Annotated in this window: 19 protein-coding genes; 8 read left to right on the top strand and 11 right to left on the bottom strand. The window is 73.2% G+C overall.

All coding sequences use genetic code 11. The features are described from left to right. Positions 1-35: 35 nt before the first annotated feature. From EIW28_RS14470 to EIW28_RS14450, 5 genes are read right to left on the bottom strand one after another with little or no spacing between them, the layout of a single operon-like run. Positions 36-947, bottom strand: coding sequence for an ABC transporter ATP-binding protein (locus EIW28_RS14470; RefSeq protein WP_125248432.1), 912 nt, complete (start codon positions 945-947; stop codon positions 36-38). After that, positions 944-1,825: an ABC transporter ATP-binding protein gene (locus EIW28_RS14465; RefSeq protein ID WP_125248431.1), complete on the bottom strand. Its 882-nt coding sequence runs from the start codon at positions 1,823-1,825 to the stop codon at positions 944-946. The genes EIW28_RS14470 and EIW28_RS14465 overlap by 4 nt, the downstream gene beginning before the upstream one ends. Further along, a complete protein-coding gene (locus tag EIW28_RS14460; protein ID WP_125248430.1) occupies positions 1,822-2,826 on the bottom strand; it encodes an ABC transporter permease in 1,005 nt (334 codons plus the stop codon). The genes EIW28_RS14465 and EIW28_RS14460 overlap by 4 nt, the downstream gene beginning before the upstream one ends. Before the next feature lie 12 nt (positions 2,827-2,838). Then, positions 2,839-3,828 (bottom strand): ABC transporter permease, encoded by a 990-nt coding sequence (locus tag EIW28_RS14455; protein WP_125248429.1) that lies wholly within the window; start codon positions 3,826-3,828, stop codon positions 2,839-2,841. A gap of 30 nt (positions 3,829-3,858) precedes the next feature. Then, positions 3,859-5,535, bottom strand: coding sequence for an ABC transporter substrate-binding protein (locus EIW28_RS14450; RefSeq protein ID WP_125248428.1), 1,677 nt, complete (start codon positions 5,533-5,535; stop codon positions 3,859-3,861). Positions 5,536-5,651: 116 nt separating this feature from the next. Here EIW28_RS14450 and EIW28_RS14445 point away from each other — a divergent pair, with 116 nt between their 5' ends. From EIW28_RS14445 to EIW28_RS14430, 4 genes are all read left to right on the top strand, one after another. Then, positions 5,652-6,926 (top strand): ROK family transcriptional regulator, encoded by a 1,275-nt coding sequence (locus tag EIW28_RS14445; protein WP_125248427.1) that lies wholly within the window; start codon positions 5,652-5,654, stop codon positions 6,924-6,926. Next, positions 6,923-9,058: an alpha-galactosidase gene (locus EIW28_RS14440; protein WP_125248426.1), complete on the top strand. Its 2,136-nt coding sequence runs from the start codon at positions 6,923-6,925 to the stop codon at positions 9,056-9,058. The genes EIW28_RS14445 and EIW28_RS14440 overlap by 4 nt, the downstream gene beginning before the upstream one ends. Positions 9,059-9,170: 112 nt before the next feature. After that, positions 9,171-10,379 carry an ROK family transcriptional regulator gene (locus EIW28_RS14435; RefSeq protein ID WP_125248425.1) on the top strand — a complete coding sequence of 403 codons (1,209 nt, stop codon included), beginning with the start codon at positions 9,171-9,173 and terminating at the stop codon, positions 10,377-10,379. A gap of 74 nt (positions 10,380-10,453) precedes the next feature. After that, on the top strand, positions 10,454-11,302 hold the full coding sequence (locus EIW28_RS14430; protein WP_125248424.1) for a deoxyribonuclease IV: 849 nt from the start codon (positions 10,454-10,456) through the stop codon (positions 11,300-11,302). A gap of 50 nt (positions 11,303-11,352) precedes the next feature. Here EIW28_RS14430 and fahA read toward each other — a convergent pair whose 3' ends face one another. From fahA to EIW28_RS14405, 5 genes are all read right to left on the bottom strand, one after another. Continuing rightward, the gene (fahA, locus tag EIW28_RS14425; RefSeq protein ID WP_125248423.1) at positions 11,353-12,525 is read right to left on the bottom strand and encodes a fumarylacetoacetase; all 1,173 of its coding nucleotides are present in this window, start codon (positions 12,523-12,525) and stop codon (positions 11,353-11,355) included. After that, positions 12,522-13,457, bottom strand: coding sequence for a hypothetical protein (locus tag EIW28_RS14420; protein WP_197717278.1), 936 nt, complete (start codon positions 13,455-13,457; stop codon positions 12,522-12,524). Before EIW28_RS14420 ends, fahA begins: the two co-directional genes overlap by 4 nt. Continuing rightward, positions 13,454-14,650: a homogentisate 1,2-dioxygenase gene (locus EIW28_RS14415; protein ID WP_125248422.1), complete on the bottom strand. Its 1,197-nt coding sequence runs from the start codon at positions 14,648-14,650 to the stop codon at positions 13,454-13,456. The genes EIW28_RS14420 and EIW28_RS14415 overlap by 4 nt, the downstream gene beginning before the upstream one ends. 18 nt (positions 14,651-14,668) lie before the next feature. Then, positions 14,669-15,874 (bottom strand): 4-hydroxyphenylpyruvate dioxygenase, encoded by a 1,206-nt coding sequence (gene hppD, locus EIW28_RS14410; protein ID WP_125248421.1) that lies wholly within the window; start codon positions 15,872-15,874, stop codon positions 14,669-14,671. A gap of 179 nt (positions 15,875-16,053) precedes the next feature. Next, positions 16,054-16,524 carry a MarR family winged helix-turn-helix transcriptional regulator gene (locus EIW28_RS14405; protein ID WP_125248420.1) on the bottom strand — a complete coding sequence of 157 codons (471 nt, stop codon included), beginning with the start codon at positions 16,522-16,524 and terminating at the stop codon, positions 16,054-16,056. Positions 16,525-16,634: 110 nt separating this feature from the next. Between EIW28_RS14405 and EIW28_RS14400 the strand changes: the two genes are divergently transcribed. Next, entirely contained in the window at positions 16,635-17,123 is a 489-nt protein-coding gene (locus tag EIW28_RS14400; RefSeq protein WP_125248419.1) for a MarR family winged helix-turn-helix transcriptional regulator, read from the top strand. Between the two features lies 1 nt (position 17,124). On the opposite strand, the gene EIW28_RS14395 is transcribed toward EIW28_RS14400, so the two are convergent. Further along, positions 17,125-18,489 carry a bifunctional pirin family protein/GNAT family N-acetyltransferase gene (locus tag EIW28_RS14395; RefSeq protein ID WP_125248418.1) on the bottom strand — a complete coding sequence of 455 codons (1,365 nt, stop codon included), beginning with the start codon at positions 18,487-18,489 and terminating at the stop codon, positions 17,125-17,127. A 114-nt stretch (positions 18,490-18,603) separates the two neighbouring features. Between EIW28_RS14395 and EIW28_RS14390 the strand changes: the two genes are divergently transcribed. The 3 genes from EIW28_RS14390 to EIW28_RS14380 all read left to right on the top strand — a co-directional run bounded on the left by EIW28_RS14390 (position 18,604) and on the right by EIW28_RS14380 (position 20,885). Next, positions 18,604-19,071: a carboxymuconolactone decarboxylase family protein gene (locus tag EIW28_RS14390; protein ID WP_232013995.1), complete on the top strand. Its 468-nt coding sequence runs from the start codon at positions 18,604-18,606 to the stop codon at positions 19,069-19,071. 129 nt (positions 19,072-19,200) lie between these two features. Then, the gene (locus EIW28_RS14385; RefSeq protein ID WP_125248417.1) at positions 19,201-20,244 is read left to right on the top strand and encodes an LLM class flavin-dependent oxidoreductase; all 1,044 of its coding nucleotides are present in this window, start codon (positions 19,201-19,203) and stop codon (positions 20,242-20,244) included. Next, positions 20,241-20,885: an NADPH-dependent F420 reductase gene (locus EIW28_RS14380; protein ID WP_125248416.1), complete on the top strand. Its 645-nt coding sequence runs from the start codon at positions 20,241-20,243 to the stop codon at positions 20,883-20,885. The genes EIW28_RS14385 and EIW28_RS14380 overlap by 4 nt, the downstream gene beginning before the upstream one ends. The last annotated feature ends 58 nt before the right edge of the window (positions 20,886-20,943 follow it).

Below are 20,943 nucleotides of genomic sequence, written 5' to 3'. Positions count from 1 at the left end.
TGGGTCCTTTGCGGTCGTGGATGGGCGGTCGGGGGTCAGGTGCGGGTGACCGGGTTCGCCTGCGCGGCGGGGACGCCGGCTTCGCGCCATTCGCGGGCGTAGTGGTCGTAGCAGGCGCTGCTGTCGATGCCGTCGCGGTCGACGGCGGCGTCGGCGGTGACCTTGCCGGGGCGTTCGGGGTCGGGCGCGGCGGCGGCGAGGAGTTTCGTGTACTCGTGGTGCGGGTCGAGGATGACGGCGTCGGCGGGGCCGCGCTCGACGACGCGGCCGCGGTAGAGGACGGTGATCTCGTCGGAGAAGTGGCGGGCGGTGGCGAGGTCGTGGGTGATGTAGAGGACGGCGAGGTCGTCCTCGCGCTGGAGGCGGCCGAGGAGGTTGAGGACGCCGAGGCGGATCGAGACGTCCAGCATGGACACGGGTTCGTCGGCGATGAGGACCTTGGCGCCGGGGGCGAGGGCGCGGGCGATGGCGACGCGCTGGCGCTGGCCGCCGGAGAGCTCGTGGGGGCGGCGGGGCGCGATGGCGGCGGCGGGGGTGAGGTTGACGCGTTCGAGCATCTCGTGGACGCGCCGCCGGGTCTCGTCGCCGGGGGCGGTGCGGCCGTGGATGCGCAGGGGGCGGGCGAGGTGGTGCTCGATGGAGTGGAAGGGGTTGAGGGAGGCGAAGGGGTCCTGGAAGACCATCTGGACTTCGCGGCGGTAGGCGGCGCGCTCGACGGCGGTGCCGTCGTCGCGGACGACCTCGACGGCGCCGGAGGTGGGGGTCTCCATGCGGGTGAGGATCTTCGCGATGGTGGACTTGCCGGAGCCGGACTCGCCGACGAGGGCGACGGTGCGCCCGGGGGTGAGGTCGAGGCTGACGTGGTCGACCGCGCGCAGGCGGGTGCGCTTGAGGCCGCCCCGGATCGTGTAGTCCTTCACCAGGTCGGTGACGTGCACGCTGGTCATGCTCGCTCCTCGGTCGGGTGGGCGGCGGTCTGGTCGACGCCGGTGCGGATGAAGGCGCCGCGCTCGCCGGAGAGGCTCGGGAAGGAGCCGAGGAGCCGTTTCGTGTACGGGTGCTCGGCGTTGCGGTAGAGGTTGTCGGCGGTGTCGAGTTCGACGATCTCGCCTTCCAGCATGACGGCGATGCGGTCGGCGATCTCGAGCAGGAGCGGGAGGTCGTGGGTGATGAAGACGACGGCGAAGTCGAGTTCGTCGCGCAGGCGCACGATCTCGCGGAGGATGTCGCGCTGGACGACGACGTCGAGGGCGGTGGTGGGCTCGTCCATGATCATGATCTGGGGTTCGAGGAGCATGGCCATGGCGATCATGACGCGCTGGCGCATGCCGCCGGAGAGCTCGTGGGGGTAGGAGCCGAGGCGGCGGGGGTCGACGCCGACGCGGCGCAGGACGTCCTCGGAGCGTTCGCGGATCTCCTTGCGGCCCATGCGGGGGCGGTGGGCGCGGAGGGTGTCGGCGAGCTGGGCGCGGACGGTGCCGACCGGGTTGAGGGCGTTCATGGCGCCCTGGAAGACCATGGAGAGCTTGTCCCAGCGGAAGGCGCGGAGTTCGCGGTCGTCGAGGGCGAGGAGGTCGACGTCCTCGCCGGAGCGGTCGTGGAAGGTGATGCGGCCCGAGGCGATGCGCGCGGGCGGGCGGTGGAGGCGGTTGACGGCGTAGGCGAGGGTGGTCTTGCCGCAGCCGGACTCGCCGGCGAGGCCGAGGATCTCGCCGCGGTGGAGGGTGAGGGCGGCGCCGCGCACGGCGGTCACCGGTTCGTCCACTTCGTACACGACGGTGAGGTCTTCGACGGTGAGCACCGGGGCGGTGGGGGCGGTCGTCATCGGTCGGTCTCCTGGGTGCTGCGGCGGGCGAGCTCGCGCTCGAGGCGGAGGGCGCGGCGGGCGCGCTTGCGGTGCTGGCGCAGGTTCTTGAGCTTGGGGTTGATGACCTCGTCGATGGAGAAGTTGACGAGGGACAGGCCCATGCCGAACAGGGCGATCATGAGGCCCGGGGGCACGAACCACCACCAGGCGCCGAGGGAGAGCGCGAACCCGTTCTGCGCGTAGAAGAGCATGGTGCCGAGGGTGGCGGAGTTGGAGGCGCCGAGGCCGATGTAGGAGAGGCCGGCCTCGCCGAGGATGGCGGCGATGACGGCGAACACGAACTGGGAGGCGATGACCGGCAGCAGGTTCGGGAGGATCTCGACGACGATGACGCGCCAGGGCCGTTCGCCGGAGACCTGGGAGGCGGCCACGTAGTCGCGCTGGCGCACCGAGAGGGTCTGGGCGTGGAGGACGCGGGCGGAGGCGGCCCAGCCGGTGACGGCGAGGACGACGGCGATGGTCCACAGTCCGCGGCTCTCGCGGGGCACGAACCCGGAGATGACGATGACCAGCGGGAGGCCCGGGATGACCAGGAAGACGTTGGTGAACAGGGAGAACGCGTCGTCGAGGAACTTGCCGCGGTAGGCGCCGTAGATCCCGAAGAAGGCCGAGAGCGCGGTGGCGAGGACGCCGACGAGCAGGCCGATCTGGAGGGAGCCGCGGGTGGCGTAGGCGAGCTGCGCGAGCACGTCCTGGCCGGTCTGGGTGGTGCCGAGCCAGAACTCGGCCGAGGGCGGGGTCAGTCCCTGGTCGCGGATCTGCCGCGGGTCGCCGACGAGCAGCGGGCCGAGGAGGCCGAACAGGGTGATGCCGGCGACGAGCACGAGGCCGATGGCGAGCCAGGGGGTCATGGTCGGCAGGAGGGAGCGCCAGCCGGAGCGGGCGGGCCCGGCGGCGGGGGCCGCGGTCACGGTCGCCTCGGCGGCGGGCGCCGGGTCGGCGGGCTTGAGGTTCGTCATGGTCGCCGCTCCTTACGCCCGCGCCCGGGTGCGGGGGTCGATCAGGCCGTAGAGGAGGTCGACCAGGAGGTTCGCGCCCAGTACGGCGAGGGTGATGAACAGGAACACGCCTTGCATGAGGGCGTAGTCGTTGTTGGTGACCGCGCCCAGGAGGCGCCCGCCGATCCCGGGGTAGGAGAAGACCTGCTCGGTGATGACCGAGCCGGAGACGACGAAGCCGAGGGAGATCGCGAAGCCGGCGACCGAGGGGAGCACGGCGTTGCGGGAGGCGTAGGACCGCAGGATCTTCCGCGGCGACAGGCCCTTGGCCTCGGCGGTGAGGATGTAGTCCTCCGAGAGGGTCGAGACCATCATGTTGCGCATGCCCAGGAGCCAGCCGCCGACGGAGGCGAGCACGATGGTGAGCGCCGGCAGGAACCCGTACTGGATGGCCGAGGCGATGAACTCGCCGTTCCAGCCGGGGGTGAGCACGACGTCGTAGCCGCCCTGGAGCGGGAACCAGCCCAGGACGCGGGCGAGCAGGTAGGCGAGGATGAGGGCGAGCCAGAAGTAGGGGACGGCCGCCAGGAGCGTGGTGGAGGGGACGAGCGAGTCCAGCCACGTGCCGGGCCGCCACCCCACGATCGCCCCGAGCAGGACGCCGAGGACCGCCGCGAGGATCGTGGCGATCCCGACCAGCACCACCGTCCACGGCAGCGACGTGAGGATCACGTCGGAGACCTGGGCCGGGTAGTAGCTGACCGAGACGCCGAGGTCGCCCCTGGCGAGGTTCTTCAGGTAGTCCCAGTACTGGATCCACAGGGGATCGGACGAGTCGCCCCCGAGGAGGAGCGCGTACGCCTTGCGGGTCTCCGGGGTGACCGTCTCGCCGCGCTGCTGGAGCTTGGCCAGCAGGATGTCGACGGGGTTGCCCGGGAGCATTCGCGGGATGGCGAAGTTCAGCGTCAGCGCCGCCCACAGGGCCACGGCGTAGAAGCTCAGTTTGCGCAGGAAGTAGTTCACGGTGTCTCGACTCCTCCTCGGGGGCGGCCGCTAGCCCTGGGGCTCGAGGCGCTTGAAGATCTCGGCGCAGTCCCAGGCGGACCAGACCGCCGGGAACGCGTAGAGGTCCTCGTCCGAGGGCCAGCCGGTGAACTCGGCGGTGTTCCACACGCTGGTGGTGCCGCCGGTCATGATCGGCACGTACGGCATGTCCTCCCAGATCGCGGCCTGGATGGTGTCGAAGTGGGGCTGGCGGGCGGCCGGGTCGTCGAGCGGCAGCGAGGAGAGCGAGGCGAGGGCCGCGTCCACGTCGGGGTCGCTGAAGCGGGCGTAGTTGTTGCCGGCGGACTCGCCGACCTGCGTGGTGGCGGTGGAGACGAAGAAGTAGTTGTACAGGTAGTAGGGGTCGGCGGTCGGTCCCTGCCACAGCGAGTCGATCGCGAGCTGGAACTCGCCCTTGAGGCGCTTGTCGGTCCACTCGTTCCAGGAGGACTGGGCGGCGGTGATCTCGATGCCGGCCTCCTTCGCCTGGGAGGCGATGGTGTCGACGGCGGTGATGTAGTCGGTCCAGCCGGTCACGACCTCGACGGTGAGCGAGAGGCGCTCGCCGTCCTTCTCGTAGATCCCGTCGGCGCCCGGGGTCCAGCCGGCGGCCTCCAGGGTCTGCACGGCGGTGTCGGTCTGCGCGGTCTGGGGGGCCACGGGCTCCTCGATGGACGCGGAGACGAACTGGTCCTGGCTCGGGGTCAGGGTGAAGACCGGGGAGACCTCGTTGGCGGTGTCCATGAACGCGAGCGAGTTCAGCTGGTCGCGGTCGATCGCGTAGTAGAGGGCCTTGCGCACGGCCGGGTCGGTCTGCGGTCCGGTGCAGCCGAGGTCGGGGTTGGAGCAGGTGCCGAGGACCATCTGGTTCTGCCACTGCGTGTACGCGTGGTAGTTCGGGAAGTTCTCGTGCGTGTTCTGGATGTCCGGGATGGGCCCGGTCTGCCAGTCGACGGTGCCGGCCGCGATCGCGTCGGCGCCGGCCTGGTTGCCGGAGAGCGACAGGTAGCGGATCTGCTTGATCTTCGGCTCGCCGCCCCAGTAGTCGGGGTTCGCGGCGAGGGTGTACGCCTGCGGCTTGAACTCCTCCAACGTGAACGCGCCGGTGCCCACGGGCTCCTCGACGACGTCGGCGGTCGGGTCGATGTCGGCCCACAGGTGCTCGGGCACGATCGGGGTGCTCAGCAGGTCGGGGGCCTTGGTGTACATCGGGGTCGCGAAGGTGAGGGTCACGTGCGTGTCGTCGACGGCCGCGGCGGTGCCGTCGTAGCCGCCGCCGTTGATCGCGGGCGTGGCCTTGAGCATGTCGAAGGTGAAGACCACGTCGTCGGCGGTGAACGCCTCGCCGTCGCTCCACGTGACGCCCTCGCGCAGCGTCACCGAGAGGACCGTGCCGTCCTCGTTCCAGGACTGCTCGGTGCCCAGCAGCGGCACCGGGTCCTGGACCTGGGCCTTGTTGAAGAAGAAGAGGGATTCGAAGATCGTCCCCATGCCGCCGATCTTGGTGGGCGAGAAGGGGTTGAAGTTGAGCTGGTAGTCGCCGGCCTGACCGGTGTAGACCACGAGGGTGTCGCTGGCGGAGGAGCCGCCGGAGCCCCCTGAGCAGCCGGTGAGCGCCAGGCCGAGCACGGCCGCGCCTGCGAGGGCGGCCGCGGCGCGGCGCCGCAGTCCGTTCTTGGGTGACATCGTCGTCCTTTCGGGTCCGGGGCGCCGTCGCCCGCGGAACTGGAGGGGATGACGCCCGCTCGGGCGTCCGGCCAATTATTAACCTGTTAAATTTAAGGTGTCAAGAATAAGATCCGATGAACTTCCGAGGAGGCCGCCGCATGCGCCACCGGGGCGGAGCCCGCGCCAGCGCGGCCCGACGCGTCCTCGACCTCCTGCGCACCGAGGGCACGATCAGCCGCGTCGAGCTCGCCGAGCGGACCGGCCTGACCGCCGCGACCATCACCAACACCGTGCGCCCGCTCATCGCCGACGGGCTGGTGCGCGAGATCGGCCGCGACCCGCAGCCCGGCCGCGGCCAGCCGCGGCGACTCCTGCAACTCGTCCCCGACGCCTGGCACGCGATCGGCGTCCAGGTCGACCGCACCACCACCACGATCGAGGTCCTCGACTTCGCCGGGGGCCGCGTCGCGGCCGCGAGCCTGCCCGGCACCGGCGGCGACGGTCCAGAGGAGACGGTCAGGGCGCTGGCCGGGCACGTGGACGCGCTGCTCGACCGCGCCGGAGTCCCGCGCGCGCGGGTCCTGGGCGCGGGGCTGGTGACGCACGGGCCGCAGGACCTGGAGCGGGGCGTGCTGCTCACCGCGCAGCCGGGCCCCGACTGGCTCGAGTACCCGCTCACCGGGGCGCTCGCCGCGCGGCTGGGGCTGCCGGTGCTGCTGGAGAACGACGCGACCGCCGCGGCCGTCGGCGAGCTGTGGGCCGGCGAGCCGCGCACCGACACGTTCGGGCTCGTCTACATGTCCGCCGGGATCGGCGGCGGGGTGATCGTCGACGGCGAGGTCTACCGCGGCCGGGCCTCGAACGCCGTCGAGATCGGGCACGTGGCCCTGGCCGGCGGCAGCACGCCGTGCGTGTGCGGGGGCGCGGGCTGCGCCCAGGCCGAGGCCGCCCCGCAGGCGGTGGTCGCGCGGGCGCTCGCCGACCCCGGCCTCGCCGAGCGCTTCGCGTTGAGCGGGGCGCGGGACGGGGCGCTGGCGGACTTCGACCGGATCGCGCGGGCCTGGCGCGACGGCGACCGCGAGGCCGCCGCGATGCTCGAACGGTCGGCGCGCTGGATCGGCCAGGCCGCGGTTACGCTGGTCAACCTGTTCGACCTCGACACCGTCGTCCTCGCGGGTCCGGCGTTCACGGTCGCCGGGACGCTGTACCGCGACCACGTCGCCGCCGAGCTCGAACGGCTGGCGCTCGGCCGCGCGCTCAGCCGCCCCAAGGTGCTCGTGTCCTCGGACGCCGCGTCGGCCGCGGCGCTCGGCGGCGCGCTGCACGTCTTGCGCACCATGCACATCGGGGCGCCGCCGCGCGGCGGCGCCCCGCGGACGTCCCGGCCTCTCATCGAAGGAGCTCTGTGAACACTCGAACCTGGACCGTGCTGCGCCGCGACGGCGTGTCGATCGTCCTCGCGCACCCCGAGGCGGGCCTGCCCGCGGTGCTGCACTGGGGCGCCGACCTCGGCGATCTCACGGACGCCGACCTCGCGGCCCTCGACCGGGCCACGGCCCGCCAGACCGCGCCCGGCACGCTCGACGCGGCCTGGCGGGTGCCGCTCGTCCCGCAGGAGTCCGACGGCTGGGCCGGGCGGCCCGGCCTGCTCGCGACCCGCGACGGGCGGCCGGTGTTCCCGCGCTGGACGAGCGCCGTCGAGCACGAGGACGGGCACGGGCTGCGTCTGGCGGCGACCGACGCCGACAGCGGGCTGGTGCTGCGCACGAGCCTGGAGATCGGCGCGGGCGGACTCGTGCTCCTCGACCACGAGATCGAGCACGTGGGCGAGGGCGTCCTGGAGGTGGCGTGGCTGGAGGCGGCCCTGCCGGTGCCCAAGAGCGCGGACCACCTCACCCAGTTCACCGGGCGCTGGGCGCGGGAGAAGGCGCCGTTGACGGCGCCGATGCCGCGCGGCACGACCGTCCGCGAGACCCGCCGCGGTCGCGGCGGCCACGACTCGCCTTGGGTCACACTGGCTTCCGAGGGGGCGCCGCGCGACCGCGACGGCGGCGTGTGGGCCGTGCACCTGGGCTGGAGCGCCGACGTGCGCCACCGCACCGACCGCCTCACCGAGCACGTGTCCCTCCTCGGCGCCGGCGAACTGGTGCGCCCCGGCGAGATCCGGCTCGCGCCGGGCGAGGCGTACCGGACGCCGACCGCGTACTTCTCGTGGTCCGACACCGGCCTCGACGGCGTCGCCGACCGCTTCCACACCTGGATGCGCGCGCGGCCGCAGCATCCGGGCACGCCGCGCCCGCTCGTGCTCAACACCTGGGAGGCCGTCTACTTCGACCACGACCCGGCCCGGCTCGAAGCCCTCGCCCGCAAGGCCGCCGCGGTCGGCGTCGAGCGGTTCGTCCTCGACGACGGCTGGTTCCACCTGCGCCGCGACGACACCGCCGGGCTCGGGGACTGGGAGGTCGACCCGGCCGTGTGGCCCGACGGGCTCGGGCCGCTCGCCGACCTCGTGCACGGCCTCGGCATGCAGTTCGGGCTTTGGTTCGAGCCCGAGATGGTCAACCTCGACTCGGACCTCGCCCGGGCCCACCCGGACTGGCTCCTCGCCAACCCCGCGTCGGTGCCCGCGCCGGAGGGCCTGTCGTTTCGCACCCAGTACGTGCTCGACCTCGCCCACCCCGGCGCGTGGGAGCACCTGCGGTCGCGGATGTCGGCCCTGGTGGGGGCCTTGGGGATCGACTTCGTCAAGTGGGACCACAACCGCGACCTGGTCGAGGCCGTCCACGAGGGCCGGCCCGGCACGCACGAGCAGACCCTGGCGGCCTACCGGCTCATCGCGCGGCTCAAGGCCGACCACCCCGGCCTGGAGATCGAGTCGTGCTCCTCGGGCGGCGCCCGCACCGACCTCGGCATCCTCCAGTACACCGACCGCGTCTGGGCCTCGGACTCCAACGACCCGGTCGAGCGCCAGGAGATCCAGCGCTGGACCGAGCTCGTCCTCCCGCCCGAGCTCATCGGGGCGCACGTCGGCCCCTCCCCCGCCCACTCCTCCGGGCGGGCCACGCCGCTGTCCTACCGGATCGCGACCTCGCTCCAGGGCTCGGCGGGCTTCGAGTGGGACCTGCTCGCCTGCGACGAGGAGGAGACCGCCCGGATCACCGCGTTCGCCGCGCTCTACAAGGAGCTGCGAGGCCTGCTCCACACCGGCGCGGTCGTCCACCCCGAGACCGTGGACCCGGCGCTGCGCGTGCGCGGCGTGGTCGCGCCCGACCGGTCCGAGGCCGTGTACACCGTGTGCACGACCGCCTCGCTGGAGGACGCGCTCACCGAGCGGCTCCGCCTCGACGGCCTCGATCCCGAACGGCGCTACCGGGTGCGGGTGCGCGAGGAGATCGGCGCGGCCCAGCGCGGGTGGGTGCACCCGCAGTGGCTCGACGGCGGCGAGACGGTCCTGCCCGGCCGGGTCCTCACCGGGATCGGCCTCCAGCTGCCGACGCTGTGGCCGGTGCAGGCGCTCATGCTGCACGCGACCGCGGTCTGACGCGGCCGGGGCCGCCCGGGCGCCGGGCGGCCCCGCCGCTTTCGCCCGATGACCGGACGGGCGACTCCAGTAAGGTGATACCGGCCCGTTCGCCCCGAGTAAGGAGTCCGCATTGCGCTCGTTCGGCGCCGACACGCGCCTGCCCACGCTGGCGGTCGTGCTCGACATCATCCGCGAGCGCGGCGCCGTCAGCCGCGTCGAGTTGGCCGACGCCACGGGCATGACGCCGGCGACCATGACGCACGCGGTCCGCAAGCTCACCGGGCTCGGGCTCGTCCACGAGGTCGGCACCGTCCCGGCGAACCGCGGGACCCCGCGGCGGCTCATCGGCATCAAGGCCGACGCCTGCTACATGGTCGGCGTCCAGCTCGACCAGTTCTCGGCCGTGGCGGTCGTGGTCGACCTGGCCGGGCGGGTCGTGGTCCGCCACGACATGCCCGGGTCTGGCAGGCGGCCGCTGGCCGAGGTCGTGGCCGACCTCGCCGGGCACGTGCGGGTGATGCTCAAGGACGCGGCCGTGCCGCGCGAGAAGGTCCTCGGGATCGGGCTGGCCACGTACGGGCCGCAGGACCGCGAGGCGGGCGTCGTCATCACGCCGCACCCGACCCCGGAGTGGACCGGGTACCCGCTGGCCGCGACCCTGGCCGAGGCGACCGGGCTGCCGGTGGCGCTGGAGAACGACGCGACGGCGGCGGGCCTGGGCGTGCAGACCCTCGGCGGCTCGGGGTCGAGCTTCGCCGTGGTGTTCATGTCCGGCGGCATCGGCGGCGGCGTCATCCTCGACGGGCACCCGTACCGGGGCGTGACCTCGAACGGCGTCGAACTGGGCCACATCTCGGTCGACGCGTTCGGGGAGGACTGCGCGTGCGGGAACCGCGGCTGCCTCGACCCGATCGCGGGGCCGCGCCCGGTCGTCGAACGGGCCCTGGAGGACCCGGCGCTCGCCGCGCGGCTCGGCCTGGGCGCGGACACGCTCACCGACTTCAACCTGATCGGCCGCGCCGCCCGCGAAGGCGACGCCGCGGCCGCCGCGCTCATCGCCGACTCCGCGCAGCGGCTCGCGGTCGCCGTGGTCACGCTGGTGAACATGTTCGACGTGGGCCGGGTCGTGCTCGCCGGGCACGCGTTCTCGGAGTCGGGCCAGGCGTACCGGGACGTCCTCCACGAGTGGCTCAACCGCTCGGTGTTCATGCGGCACGTGCACACCGTCGAGGTCGAGCTCGCCGGGGACGTCTCCCAGGCCGCGGCGCTCGGCGGCGCGGCCGTGGTCCTGCGCGACCTCCTGGAGTCGCCGAACCCCGTGCTGCGCACCGGCGCCTGACGCCCGCGCGCTTCGGCTCCCGCGTCCCGCGGCCTCGGCTAGAGTGGGTCCGATCCGAGCTGGAGGAGCGGTCGATGGCGTCTCGCCGGAAGAAGCCCCGTCACCCGATCGGGGCGCACGTGCCCGTCGCGGGCGGACTGGTGAAGAAGGGCGTGGCCGAGGGCGACGCGATCGGGGCCGAGACGATCCAGATCTTCGCCGGCTCCCCGCGCGGCTGGGCGCCGCCGCGCGTCGACGAGGACGCGGCCCTGGCGTTCCGGGAGGCGTGCGGCGAGCGCGGCTGGCCGGTGTTCGTCCACGCCGCGTACCTGATCAACCTGGCGTCGCCGGTCCCGGAGACCGTGGACCGCTCGGTGGAGAACCTGCGGGCGGCGATGACGGCCTCCCACCTGCTCGGCGCGGAGGCCGTGGTCGTGCACGCCGGCTCCTCGATCGACGGCGACCGCGCGGGCGCGCTCAAGCGCCTCGGGCCGGTGTACCGCCGCGTCCTCGACGGCCTGCCGCCGATGCGGCTCCTCGTGGAGCCGACCGCGGGCGCGAAGAACGCGATGGCCTCCACGTTCCAGAGCACGGGCGAGTACCTCGACGCGGTGGGCGTCGACGGCGTCGGCCTGTGCCTGGACACCTGCCACCTGCACGCCGCGGGCGAGGCGCTGGCCGACCCCGAGCGGCTCGACGCGTCGCTGCGCGCCCTCACGGCCGCGATCGGCCCCGGCCGGATCGGCCTGGTGCACTTCAACGACAGCAAGGACGCGCGCGATTCGCGCCGCGACCGGCACGAGAAGCTCGGCGACGGCGTGCTCGGCCGCGAGGGCCTCGGCGCGGTCGTGGCGACGCCGCTGCTGCAAGGCGTGCCGCTGGTGATCGAGACGCCCACGCGCGAGCACGACGTCGCCTACGCCAAGGCCCTCGAACAGCGGTGAGCTGGCCGAAGCGGCCGCGTGACCGGCGATCCGGTCGCGGCCGGGGCGGGTCAGCGGGCCGGGAGGATCGTGCCGGCGACCTCGCCGAAGCCGATGCGGGCGCCGTGCGGGCCGGGCGCGGTGGCGGTGATCGCGACGTGGTCGCCGTCGCGGAGGAAGGTGCGCTCCTCGCCTTTGACGGTGATCGGTTCCGTTCCGCCCCAGGTGAGTTCGATGAACGCGCCGCGCTGGTGCTTCGCCGGGCCGGAGACGGTGCCGGAGGCGAAGAGGTCGCCGGTGCGGGTCGAGGCGCCGTTGACGGTGAGGTGGGCGAGCATCTGCGCCGGGGACCAGTACATTTCGCGGTAGGGCGGGCGCGAGACCTGCTCGCCGTTCCACTCCACCGCGAGGTCGACGTCCAGGCCCCAGTCCGCGCCGCCGCGCAGGTACGGCAGCGGCGCCGGGATCTGGCCCGGGAGCGGGACTCGGGCCGCCTCGAGCGCGGCCAGCGGAACCACCCACGGGGACACCGAGGTCGCGAAGCTCTTGCCGAGGTGGGGGCCGAGCGGCACGTACTCCCAGGCCTGGAGGTCGCGGGCGGACCAGTCGTTGACGAGGACGGCGCCGAAGACGTGCTCGGCGAAGTCGCCGACGCCGATCCGCTCCCCCAGGGCCGAGCCGGTGCCGACGACGAAGCCGAGTTCGGCCTCGATGTCGAGCCGGCGGCTGGGGCCGTACGTCGGGGCGGCCTCGCCGGGGTCCTTGCGCTGGCCGCAGGGCCGCACGATCCCGGTGCCGGAGACGACGACGGTGCCGGCGCGGCCGTGGTAGCCGACCGGCAGGTGCCGCCAGTTCGGCATGAGGGGCTCGGCGCCGGGCCGGAAGAGGCGGCCGAGGTTCGCGGCGTGGTGCTCGGAGGCGTAGAAGTCGACGTAGTCGCCGACCTCGAACGGCAGGTGCAGGCGGACCTCGCGCAGCGGGTGCAGGGCCTGCTTGGGGACGGGACCGGCGACGGCGTCGCGGATGCGCTCGCGCGCCTCGTCCCAGCGCCGCCGGCCCTGGGCCATGAACGGGTTCAGGGTCGGGGCGGCGAAGACCGGGTCGAGCAGCAGGAGCGAGAGGTCGACGACGGTGTCGCCGAGGCGCACGCCAACCCGCCGCGATCCGTCCTGTGTGGAGAAGACGCCGTAGGGCAGGTTGTCGGGCCCGAACGGCGAGCCGTCCGGGATCTCGATGGCGGTCATGCGGTGTGGTCCTCGCGGTCGTGGGAGGTGCGGTCGTGGGGGGCGCGGTCGTCGGGGGTGCTCGGGTCGAGCGCGGTGCGGTCGGGGTCGCCGGGGTCGGGGGCGCTGAGGAGGCCGAGGCCGATGAGCTCGTCGAGGGGCTCGGTGACGCTGCACGTGCCGAAGGAGGTGAACGCGGCCCGGGCGGCCGCGGTGCGGGCGTCCCCGAGGGCGTCGACGCGGTCGGCGATGCGGTCCTCGTCGCGGTCGGCGAGGAGGGCGCGGGCGTCGGTCTCGGTGCCGCCGTTCAGGATCGCGTCGGTCGCGAGCAGCAGGTTGAGGAAGCCGTGCTGTTCGAACCCGGTCTCGGGGTCGGTGTTGCGCACGGCGTGGTGGAGCCCGGCGGTGGCCTTGAACGGGACGCCGGCGGCGACCGCGGCGGCGAGCGAGGCGGCGAGTTCGTCCTCGCCGGGGTGGAGTTCGGCGCGCACGCCGCCGGTGCGGAACTTGGCGCGGCGGCGGCCGGCGATCGCGGCGATCACCTTGTCGCGCCTGGCGTCCCGCGGGATCTCCACGTACACGTCGAGCGCGGGCGCGTCCTCCACGGCGGCGTCGAGGTCGGCGAGGAACGCGTCCGGTTCGGTGCCTTCGGGGACGGCGACCTCGATCGAGCGGACCTCGACGGGCAGGAACGCGGCGGTCGCCAGGGCCGCGGGCACGCCCGCGGGCCCGTCGGGGAACGTCACGGACACCGGCAGGGCCGGTTCGCCGGCCGGCAGGAGCGGCCCGAGCCGCGGCACCGCCGCGGCCGGGACCACCAGCGGGCCGACGAGCCCGGCGTACCAGACGCGCCGCCGCCCGCCGTACGCGCGCACCGCGAGGGCGAGCGGGGCGTTCCCGGGCGGGAAGACCGCGGCGTCGTCGAAGAGTCCGGCGGCGAGCCCCGGGATCACGGGCGCGGCCCCCGGCCCGCCCAGGTCCAGGCGTAGCCGGGGTCCTCGCTGGCCGCGGCGCCCTCGCCGAGTTCGAGCGGCCGGAACGTGTCGACCATGACCGCGAGCTCGTCGAAGAACTCCGCGCCGAGCGAGCGCTCCATCGCGCCGGGCTGCGGGCCGTGGCTGTGGCCGCCGGGGTGGAGGCTGATGGAGCCCTGGCCGATCCCCGAGCCCTTGCGGGCCTCGTAGTCGCCGCCGCAGTAGAACATCACCTCGTCACTGTCCACGTTGGAGTGGTAGTACGGGACGGGGACGGCGAGCGGGTGGTAGTCCACTTTGCGCGGCACGAAGTTGCAGATGACGAAGTTCTGCCCCTCGAACACCTGGTGGGCGGGCGGGGGCTGGTGGACGCGGCCGGTGATCGGCTCGAAGTCGGCGATGTTGAAGGTGTACGGGTACAGGCAGCCGTCCCAGCCGACCGCGTCGAACGGGTGGGTCGCGTACACGTACCGGGTGCCGGTGATCCCGCGCGAGCCGCGGTGCTTCACCAGCACTTCGACATCCTCGCCGTCCTCGATGAGGGGTTCGGTCGGGCCGTGGAGGTCCCGCTCGCAGAACGGGGCGTGCTCCAGGAGCTGGCCGTACCGCGACAGGTACCGCTTGGCGGGCGTGATGTGCGAGTTCGCCTCGATCACATACAGCCGCAGCGGTTCCGACCCGGTGGGGAGCCAGCGGTGGGTGGTGGCGCGCGGCAGGACCACGTAGTCGCCTTGGCGGGCGTCGAGGGCGCCGAACACGGTCTCGACGGTGGCCGAGCCGGACTCGACGTAGACGCACTCGTCGCCGACCGCGTTGCGGTACAGCGGGGACGCCTCACCGGCGGCCACATAGGAGAGTCGCACGTCGGCGTTGCCGAGGACGAGCCGGCGGCCGGTGACCGCGTCGACGGCCTTCCAGTCGGGCGCGGTCAGGTCGTGCAGCTTGAAGTGCCGGGGCTTGAGCGGCCGGTGCTCCTCGGTCGCCTGCCCCGGCACGTCCCAGGGGGACGCGTCGACGATCGCCGACGGCACGCCGGAGTGGTAGAGCAGCGAGGAGTCGGAGGAGAAGCCCTCCTCGCCCATGAGCTCCTCGCGGTAGAGCTCCCCCGAGGGGGTCCGGTGCTGGGTGTGCCGCTTCGGCGGCACGCTGCCCACACGGCGGTAGTACGCCACGGTGATCGCCTCCGAGCCCTAGAAGTTGCCGCGCTTGGCCTGCTCGCGCTCGATGGCCTCGAACAGCGCCTTGAAGTTGCCGATGCCGAAGCCGAGGGAGCCGTGGCGCTCGATGAACTCGAAGAAGACCGTGGGGCGGTCGCCGATCGGCTTGGTGAAGATCTGGAGCAGGTAGCCGTCCTCGTCGCGGTCGACGAGGATGCCGCGCGACTGGAGCTCCTCGATCGGCACCCGGACTTCGCCGATGCGGGCGCGCAGCTCGGGGTCCTGGTAGTAGGAGTCAGGGGTGGCGAGGAACTCGATGCCCTTGGCGCGCAGCGAGTCCACGGTGCGGATGATGTCGTTCGTGGCGAGCGCGAGGTGTTGCACGCCCGGCGCGCGGTAGAACTCGAGGTACTCGTCGATCTGGGACTTCTTCTTGCCGATCGCGGGCTCGTTCAGCGGGAACTTGACGCGGCGGTTGCCGCTGGCGACCACTTTGCTCATGAGCGCGGAGTACTCGGTGGCGATGTCCTCGCCCACGAACTCGGCCATGTTGGTGAAGCCCATGATCCGGTTGTAGAAGTCGACCCACTGGTCCATCGCGCCGAGCTCGACGTTGCCGACGACGTGGTCGAGGGCCTGGAAGAGGCGCTTGGGCTCGGTGTCGGGCTTGACGTACCCGGAGGTGCGGGCGACGTAGCCGGGGAGGTAGGGGCCGTCGTACTGCGAGCGGTCGACGAGGGTGTGGACGGTCTCGCCGTACGTGGCGATCGCGGCGAGGCGGACGGTGCCGTGCTCGTCCGAGAGGTCGTGCGGTGCTTGGACGACGGTGGCGCCCTGGGCCTGCGCGTGCTTGACGCAGGCGTCCACGTCGGGCACCTCGAGGGCGACGTCCACGACGCCGTCGCCGTGGCGGCGCTGGTGGTCGAGCAGGGGGCTGTCGGGGTCGACGCCGCCCTTGAACACGAAGCGGACGGCGCCCGAGCGCAGGACGTACGCCTGGTGGTCGCGGTTGCCGGTCTCGGGCCCGGAGTAGGCGACGAGCTCCATGCCGAAGACGACCTGGAAGAGCAGCGCGGCCTGGGTGGCGTTGCCGACGGACCAGACGACGGCGTCCCAGCCGGTGACCGGGAACGGGTCGGACGCGGCGTCGTACTCGACGAGGCCGACGAGCTGCCGCAGCTGCTCGAGGTCGAGGTCGGCCAAGCGCTCCTGGCTCGTCAGGGTCTGGTCGATGGTCATCGGGTCCTCCTGTGCGCGTCGCAGCGGGATACGAGTAGACGCCTAGGACACCGCAAGCGCGAACCGTTGGCAATAGTGACCGTTTCGCCTGGCGCTTGTGCCCACCTGCTGCCAGTGTTTCGGGCCGGAGGCTGTACAGATTGCCCAGTGGGCGCGGCGGGCGCGGTCCGCCGGGTCCGCTAGGGCTCGCGCTCGATCCGGTCGGTGAGCTTCGCCGAGAGGCGGCCGAGTTCGGCGAACTCCTCGGGGGTGAGGGCGTCCACGACGAGGCGGCGGACGGCGACGACGTGCTTGGGCGCGGCGGCCTCGATGACGGCGCGGCCGTGCGCGGAGATCGCGACGTACGCGCCGCGGCCGTCCTCGGCGCACTCCTCGCGGGTGACGAGGTCGCGCTTGATCATGCGGCGGATCTGGTGGGAGAGGCGGCTCTGCTCCCAGTCGATCTCCTTAGCGAGGTCCTGGAACCGCACGCGGCCCTCGGGGACGTCGGTGAGCGCCACGAGGACCTCGAAGTCGGCGGCCGAGAGGCCCGAGTGCGACTGGAGGTCCGCGGCCAGGCGGGCGGACAGCTTCAGGTGCAGGCGCACGAACGCGCGCCACGAGCGCTGCTCGTCGTCGCTCAGCCACGGGACCGGTTCGGCGTCGTTCACGCCGCCGATCCTATCTCTAGTTGACGCGTCATGGATCTCCGCTTCCAGGTCGTGCGGCCTCGTTCCGGCGGCGGCCTATATGATTGACGTGTCAACCAAAGGAGGCGCCGATGACGGAGCGGAAGGGCCGCACCGCGCTCACCCGGACCGAGCTCGACAGCTGGCGGGTCTTCATCGAGACCACCGAGGACCTGCGGTCGGCGCTGGCCGGGCGGCTCCAGTCCGACAGCGGGATCTCGACCGGGGACTACCGGGTGCTGCTGGAGCTGAGCGAGGCCCCGGGTCGGCGCATGCGCTCCTCGCAGCTGGCCGACGCGATCTGCTGGGAGCGCAGCCGCCTCTCGCACCACTTGGGCCGCATGGAGAAGCGGGGCCTGATCAGGCGCGAGGCGGCCGCGGGCGACAACCGCGGCGCCGAGGCCGTGCTCACCGAGGAGGGCCGCGACGCTCTGCGGCGCTCGAGCGTGCCGCACTTCCACGCCATCCGCGAGCTGTTCCTCGACGCGCTCACCCCCGAGCAGCTCGCCGCCGCCCGGGACGTCGCCGAGACGCTCCGCGACCACCTCGCCGCTCTCGGGCGCGCGCCGGGCCGGGGCTGAATCAGTGCCGCTCGGGCACGGCGAGCTCGGCCTCCAGCCAGTTGAGGAGCTGCGGCGTCGGCTGGTCGACGGCGTCGGCGAACTCGGGGTGCTTCTTGACGAAGCGGGCCACGTACGGGCACACCGGCACGATCCGCCGGCCGGCCGCGCGGGCGTCGTGCAGCGCCTGCTCGACCAGGACCGGGGCCAGGCCCTGCCGGGCGAAGGCCCGGTCGACCTCGGTGTGGTAGAAGATCCGCTGCTCGCCGCGGTCGCGGTAGGCGGTCAGGCCGGCGCGGACGCCGCCGACCGCGATCTCGTAGCGCCGCTCGGCGTCGACGCGCCGCACGACCGGACCGTCGGAATCGGGGGCGCGGTCGGGTTCGGGGGCGCCGTCGGATTCGGGGGCGCGTTCGCGGGCGGGCGGGTTGCGCCGGGGCATGATGACCGCGTTCGGCAGCGGCGGCGCCGGCAGGCGGCGGCCGGGGTAGCCCTCCACCTCGCCGAAGCGGTCGCTCGCGGCCTCCCAGTCCTCGCGGGCCCGCACGATCTCGTCGTGGGTGCGGGCGATGAAGTTCCACCACATGACGATCTCCTCCTCGAACGGCGGGCCGCCGAGCAGGATCGCGCGGGCGGGTCCGTCCGAGTCGTTCACGACGGTCAGGGCCGCGGCGCCGGTCGGGGCGTAGCCGAGCTCGGCGGGGCCGATCGCGGTGCCGCCCAAGCGGACCTCGCCGGCGTCGACGAGCAGGCCGTGCTCGAAGGCCGGGTCGACGTCGAGCGTGAGGGCCGCGTGCGGCTCGAGGTCGATCTGGGCGCCCAGCAGCGGCGTGAAGGTGTGCACCGGCGAGGCGGCGCCCGCGAGCGAGCCGAGGAAGACCCGGATCTCGGCCCCGTCGACGCGCACCGGCTCGGGCACGTGGTGCTGGAAGTCGCGCGGGGCGCGCCGGTGCTCCTCGGGCAGCGCGACCCACAGCTGGACGCCGTGGAGTACCGCGGTGTTCGGCGTGGAGACCTCGGAGTGGGCGATGCCGCGGCCGCCGGTCATCAGGTTCATCTCGCCGGGGCGGATGAGCGCGTGGCTGCCGAGGCTGTCGCGGTGCTCGATCTCGCCCGCGAAGAGCCAGCTGACGGTCTGGAGACCGGTGTGCGGGTGGGGCGGCACGTCCATGCCGCCGGCGGCCGGAACCTCGACCGGGCCGTAGTGGTCGGCGAAGCACCAGGCGCCGATGAGGGTCCGGGCCCGCTGCGGCAGAGTGCGGCGCACCAGCAGCGCCCGCGGGCCGCCCAGGGGCACCTCGCGCGCCGCGAGGACCTCGACGCCGGCCGCACCGCCGCCGGGCGTCCCGCACCGCACCGCCTCGGGGGCCGATTCCGCGTTGCTCACCTGGACCACCTGCAATCCGAACTAGTTGTCATGTCATCTATATACTCACGAGCATAGCCCTACGATCATGACGGGCCACCACTTCCACGGTGGGCGTTTCGAAGGAGGCACATCGTGAGCACTGAGCGGTCACCGCGGATCTACATCGACCGGCAGACCCCGGAGCCGTTCCGGGCGCTGCGCGAGACCGCGAAGGCGGTGCGTGAGGCCGCGGCCGCCGCCGGGCTCGACCGCCTCCTCGTCGAGCTGGTGAACCTCCGCGTCTCGCAGCTCAACCGCTGCGCGTACTGCCTCGACGTGCACACCGAGGCCGCGCTCAAGGCCGGCGAGTCGCCACGGCGGCTCGGGGTCCTGGCGGCCTGGCGCGACACCGGCCTGTTCTCCCCCGCCGAGCGCGCGGCGCTCGCGCTGGCCGAGGCGGTGACCTCGCCCGCGGACGAGGAGGCGCAGGAGGAGGCGTACTCGGCCGCGCGGGGCGCGCTCACCGAGGACCAGATCTCCGCGGTGATCTGGACGGCGATCGCGATCAACGCGTTCAACCGTGTCTCGGTGCTGAGCAAGCACCCCGTGCGGCCAGACTGAGTCCCGAGCGCGGCGACGGTGGCGCCCGTCGCAGCGGCCACCCGAATAGTTGACGCGTCATGCACCGCGTCCTATGATTGACACGTCAATCAGTTCCCGGCCCGGCGGCCGGCGATCGAGGAGAGCACCGTGAACGGCATCGAGTTCGGCATCGACAGCTTCGGCGACCTGCCCCTGGACGGCGACGGCGAGGTCACCACCTACGCCCAGGCCATCCGCGCCACCGTCGACGAGGCGGTGCTCGCCGACGAGGTCGGCATCGACGTGGTCGCCCTCGGCGAGCACCACCGGCCCGAGTTCGCGATCTCCTCCCCCGAGACCGTCCTCGCGGGCATCGCGACGCGGACGAACCGCATCCGCCTCTCCTCCGGCGTGACCGTGCTCAGCTCCGACGACCCTGTGCGGGTCTTCCAGCGGTTCGCCACGGTCGACGCCCTCTCGAACGGGCGCGCCGAGATCATCCTCGGGCGCGGCTCGTTCACCGAGTCGTTCCCGCTGTTCGGCTACGACCTGGCCGACTACGACGCCCTGTTCGAGGAGAAGATCGACCTGTTCCACAAGCTCCTCGACGAGCGGCCGGTGACCTGGAAGGGCACCCAGCGCGCGGCCCTGATCGACCAGGACGTCTTCCCCAAGACCGAGTCCGGCCGCCTGCCCACCTGGGTCGGGGTGGGCGGCAGCCCGCAGTCGGTGGTCCGCACCGCCAAGTACGGGTTCCGGCTCATGCTCGCCGTCATCGGCGGCCCGGCCGAGCGCTTCGCACCCTACGTCGACCTGTACCGGCGCGCGACCGACCAGCTCGGTACCACCGCCTACCCGGTCGGGCTCCACTCGCCGGGCTTCGTCGCCGACACCGACGAGGAGGCCAAGGAGCTGTTCTACCCGGGGTACAAGGTGGTCCGCGACCGCATCGGCAAGCTCCGCGGCTGGCAGCCGCTGCGCCGCGAGGAGTTCGACGCGGAGGTCGAGCACGGCTCGCTCTACATCGGATCGCCCGAGACGGTGGCCCGCCGGGTCGCCGCCGCGATCCGCGCGCTCGACGTCGGCCGCTTCGACCTCATCTACTCCGCGGGCGGGGCCATGGCGGCCGACGCGCGCCTGCGGGCCGTGGAACTCTACGGCGCCAAGGTCATCCCGATGCTCCGCGACATGCTCTCGGACGGCGCCCGATGAGCCGCCCGGAGACGGTCGGCATCCTCGGGGCGGGCAAGGTCGGCACCGTCCTCGCCCGCCTCGCGGTCGCCGCCGGGTACCGGACCCTCATCGCGGGGTCGGGCGACCCCGAGAGGATCGCCCTCACCGTCGAGGTCCTCACGCCCGGCGCGGTCGCGGTGGCACCGGCCGAGGCCGCGCGCGAGGCCGACATCGCGGTCCTGGCGCTGCCGCTGGGCAGGCACCGCACGATCCCGGCCGGGCTGGGCGACGCGCTCGTGATCGACGCGATGAACCACTGGTGGGAGGTCGACGGCCCGCGCGAGCGCATTCTGGACCCGGGCACGACCTCCAGCGAGGCCGTGCGGTCGTTCCTCGGCACGCCGCGCCTGGTGAAGGCGTTCAATCACATGGGCTACCACGACCTCGAAGCCGAGTCCCGGCCCGCGGGCGCGCCGGGCCGCAAGGCGATCGCCGTCGCCGGTGACGACGCGGCCGACGTCGCGGCCGCGGCCGCCCTGGTCGACGCCCTCGGCTTCGACCCGGTCCCCGTCGGCCCGCTCGCCGCGGGCGCGCGGATGGAGCCGGGCACCCCGGTCTTCGGCGCGAATGTGGACGCCGCACGGCTGCGCGAGCTGCTGGAGACCGCCCCGGCCGCCTAATCCGGTGCGCTGTGACGCTGTTCCTGGGGCCTTGTCTGGGTTACTCTGAAAAGCTACT

The organism is Glycomyces terrestris (assembly GCF_003933745.1).
GTDB classification, from domain to species: Bacteria; Actinomycetota; Actinomycetes; order Mycobacteriales; family Micromonosporaceae; genus Glycomyces; species Glycomyces terrestris.
Note: the sequence above shows the minus strand (reverse complement) of the source record. Positions and strands in the feature narration are given on the sequence as shown.

Coding starts and splice junctions, on each gene's coding strand:
- fahA (WP_125248423.1), bottom strand. CDS start 12,525: ATGACCGCCATCGAGATCCCGGACGGCTCGCCGTTCGGGCCCGACAAC.
- EIW28_RS14400 (WP_125248419.1), top strand. CDS start 16,635: ATGACGGAGCGGAAGGGCCGCACCGCGCTCACCCGGACCGAGCTCGAC.
- EIW28_RS14460 (WP_125248430.1), bottom strand. CDS start 2,826: ATGACGAACCTCAAGCCCGCCGACCCGGCGCCCGCCGCCGAGGCGACC.
- EIW28_RS14380 (WP_125248416.1), top strand. CDS start 20,241: ATGAGCCGCCCGGAGACGGTCGGCATCCTCGGGGCGGGCAAGGTCGGC.
- EIW28_RS14450 (WP_125248428.1), bottom strand. CDS start 5,535: ATGTCACCCAAGAACGGACTGCGGCGCCGCGCCGCGGCCGCCCTCGCA.
- EIW28_RS14470 (WP_125248432.1), bottom strand. CDS start 947: ATGACCAGCGTGCACGTCACCGACCTGGTGAAGGACTACACGATCCGG.
- EIW28_RS14430 (WP_125248424.1), top strand. CDS start 10,454: ATGGCGTCTCGCCGGAAGAAGCCCCGTCACCCGATCGGGGCGCACGTG.
- EIW28_RS14445 (WP_125248427.1), top strand. CDS start 5,652: ATGAACTTCCGAGGAGGCCGCCGCATGCGCCACCGGGGCGGAGCCCGC.
- EIW28_RS14465 (WP_125248431.1), bottom strand. CDS start 1,825: ATGACGACCGCCCCCACCGCCCCGGTGCTCACCGTCGAAGACCTCACC.
- hppD (WP_125248421.1), bottom strand. CDS start 15,874: ATGACCATCGACCAGACCCTGACGAGCCAGGAGCGCTTGGCCGACCTC.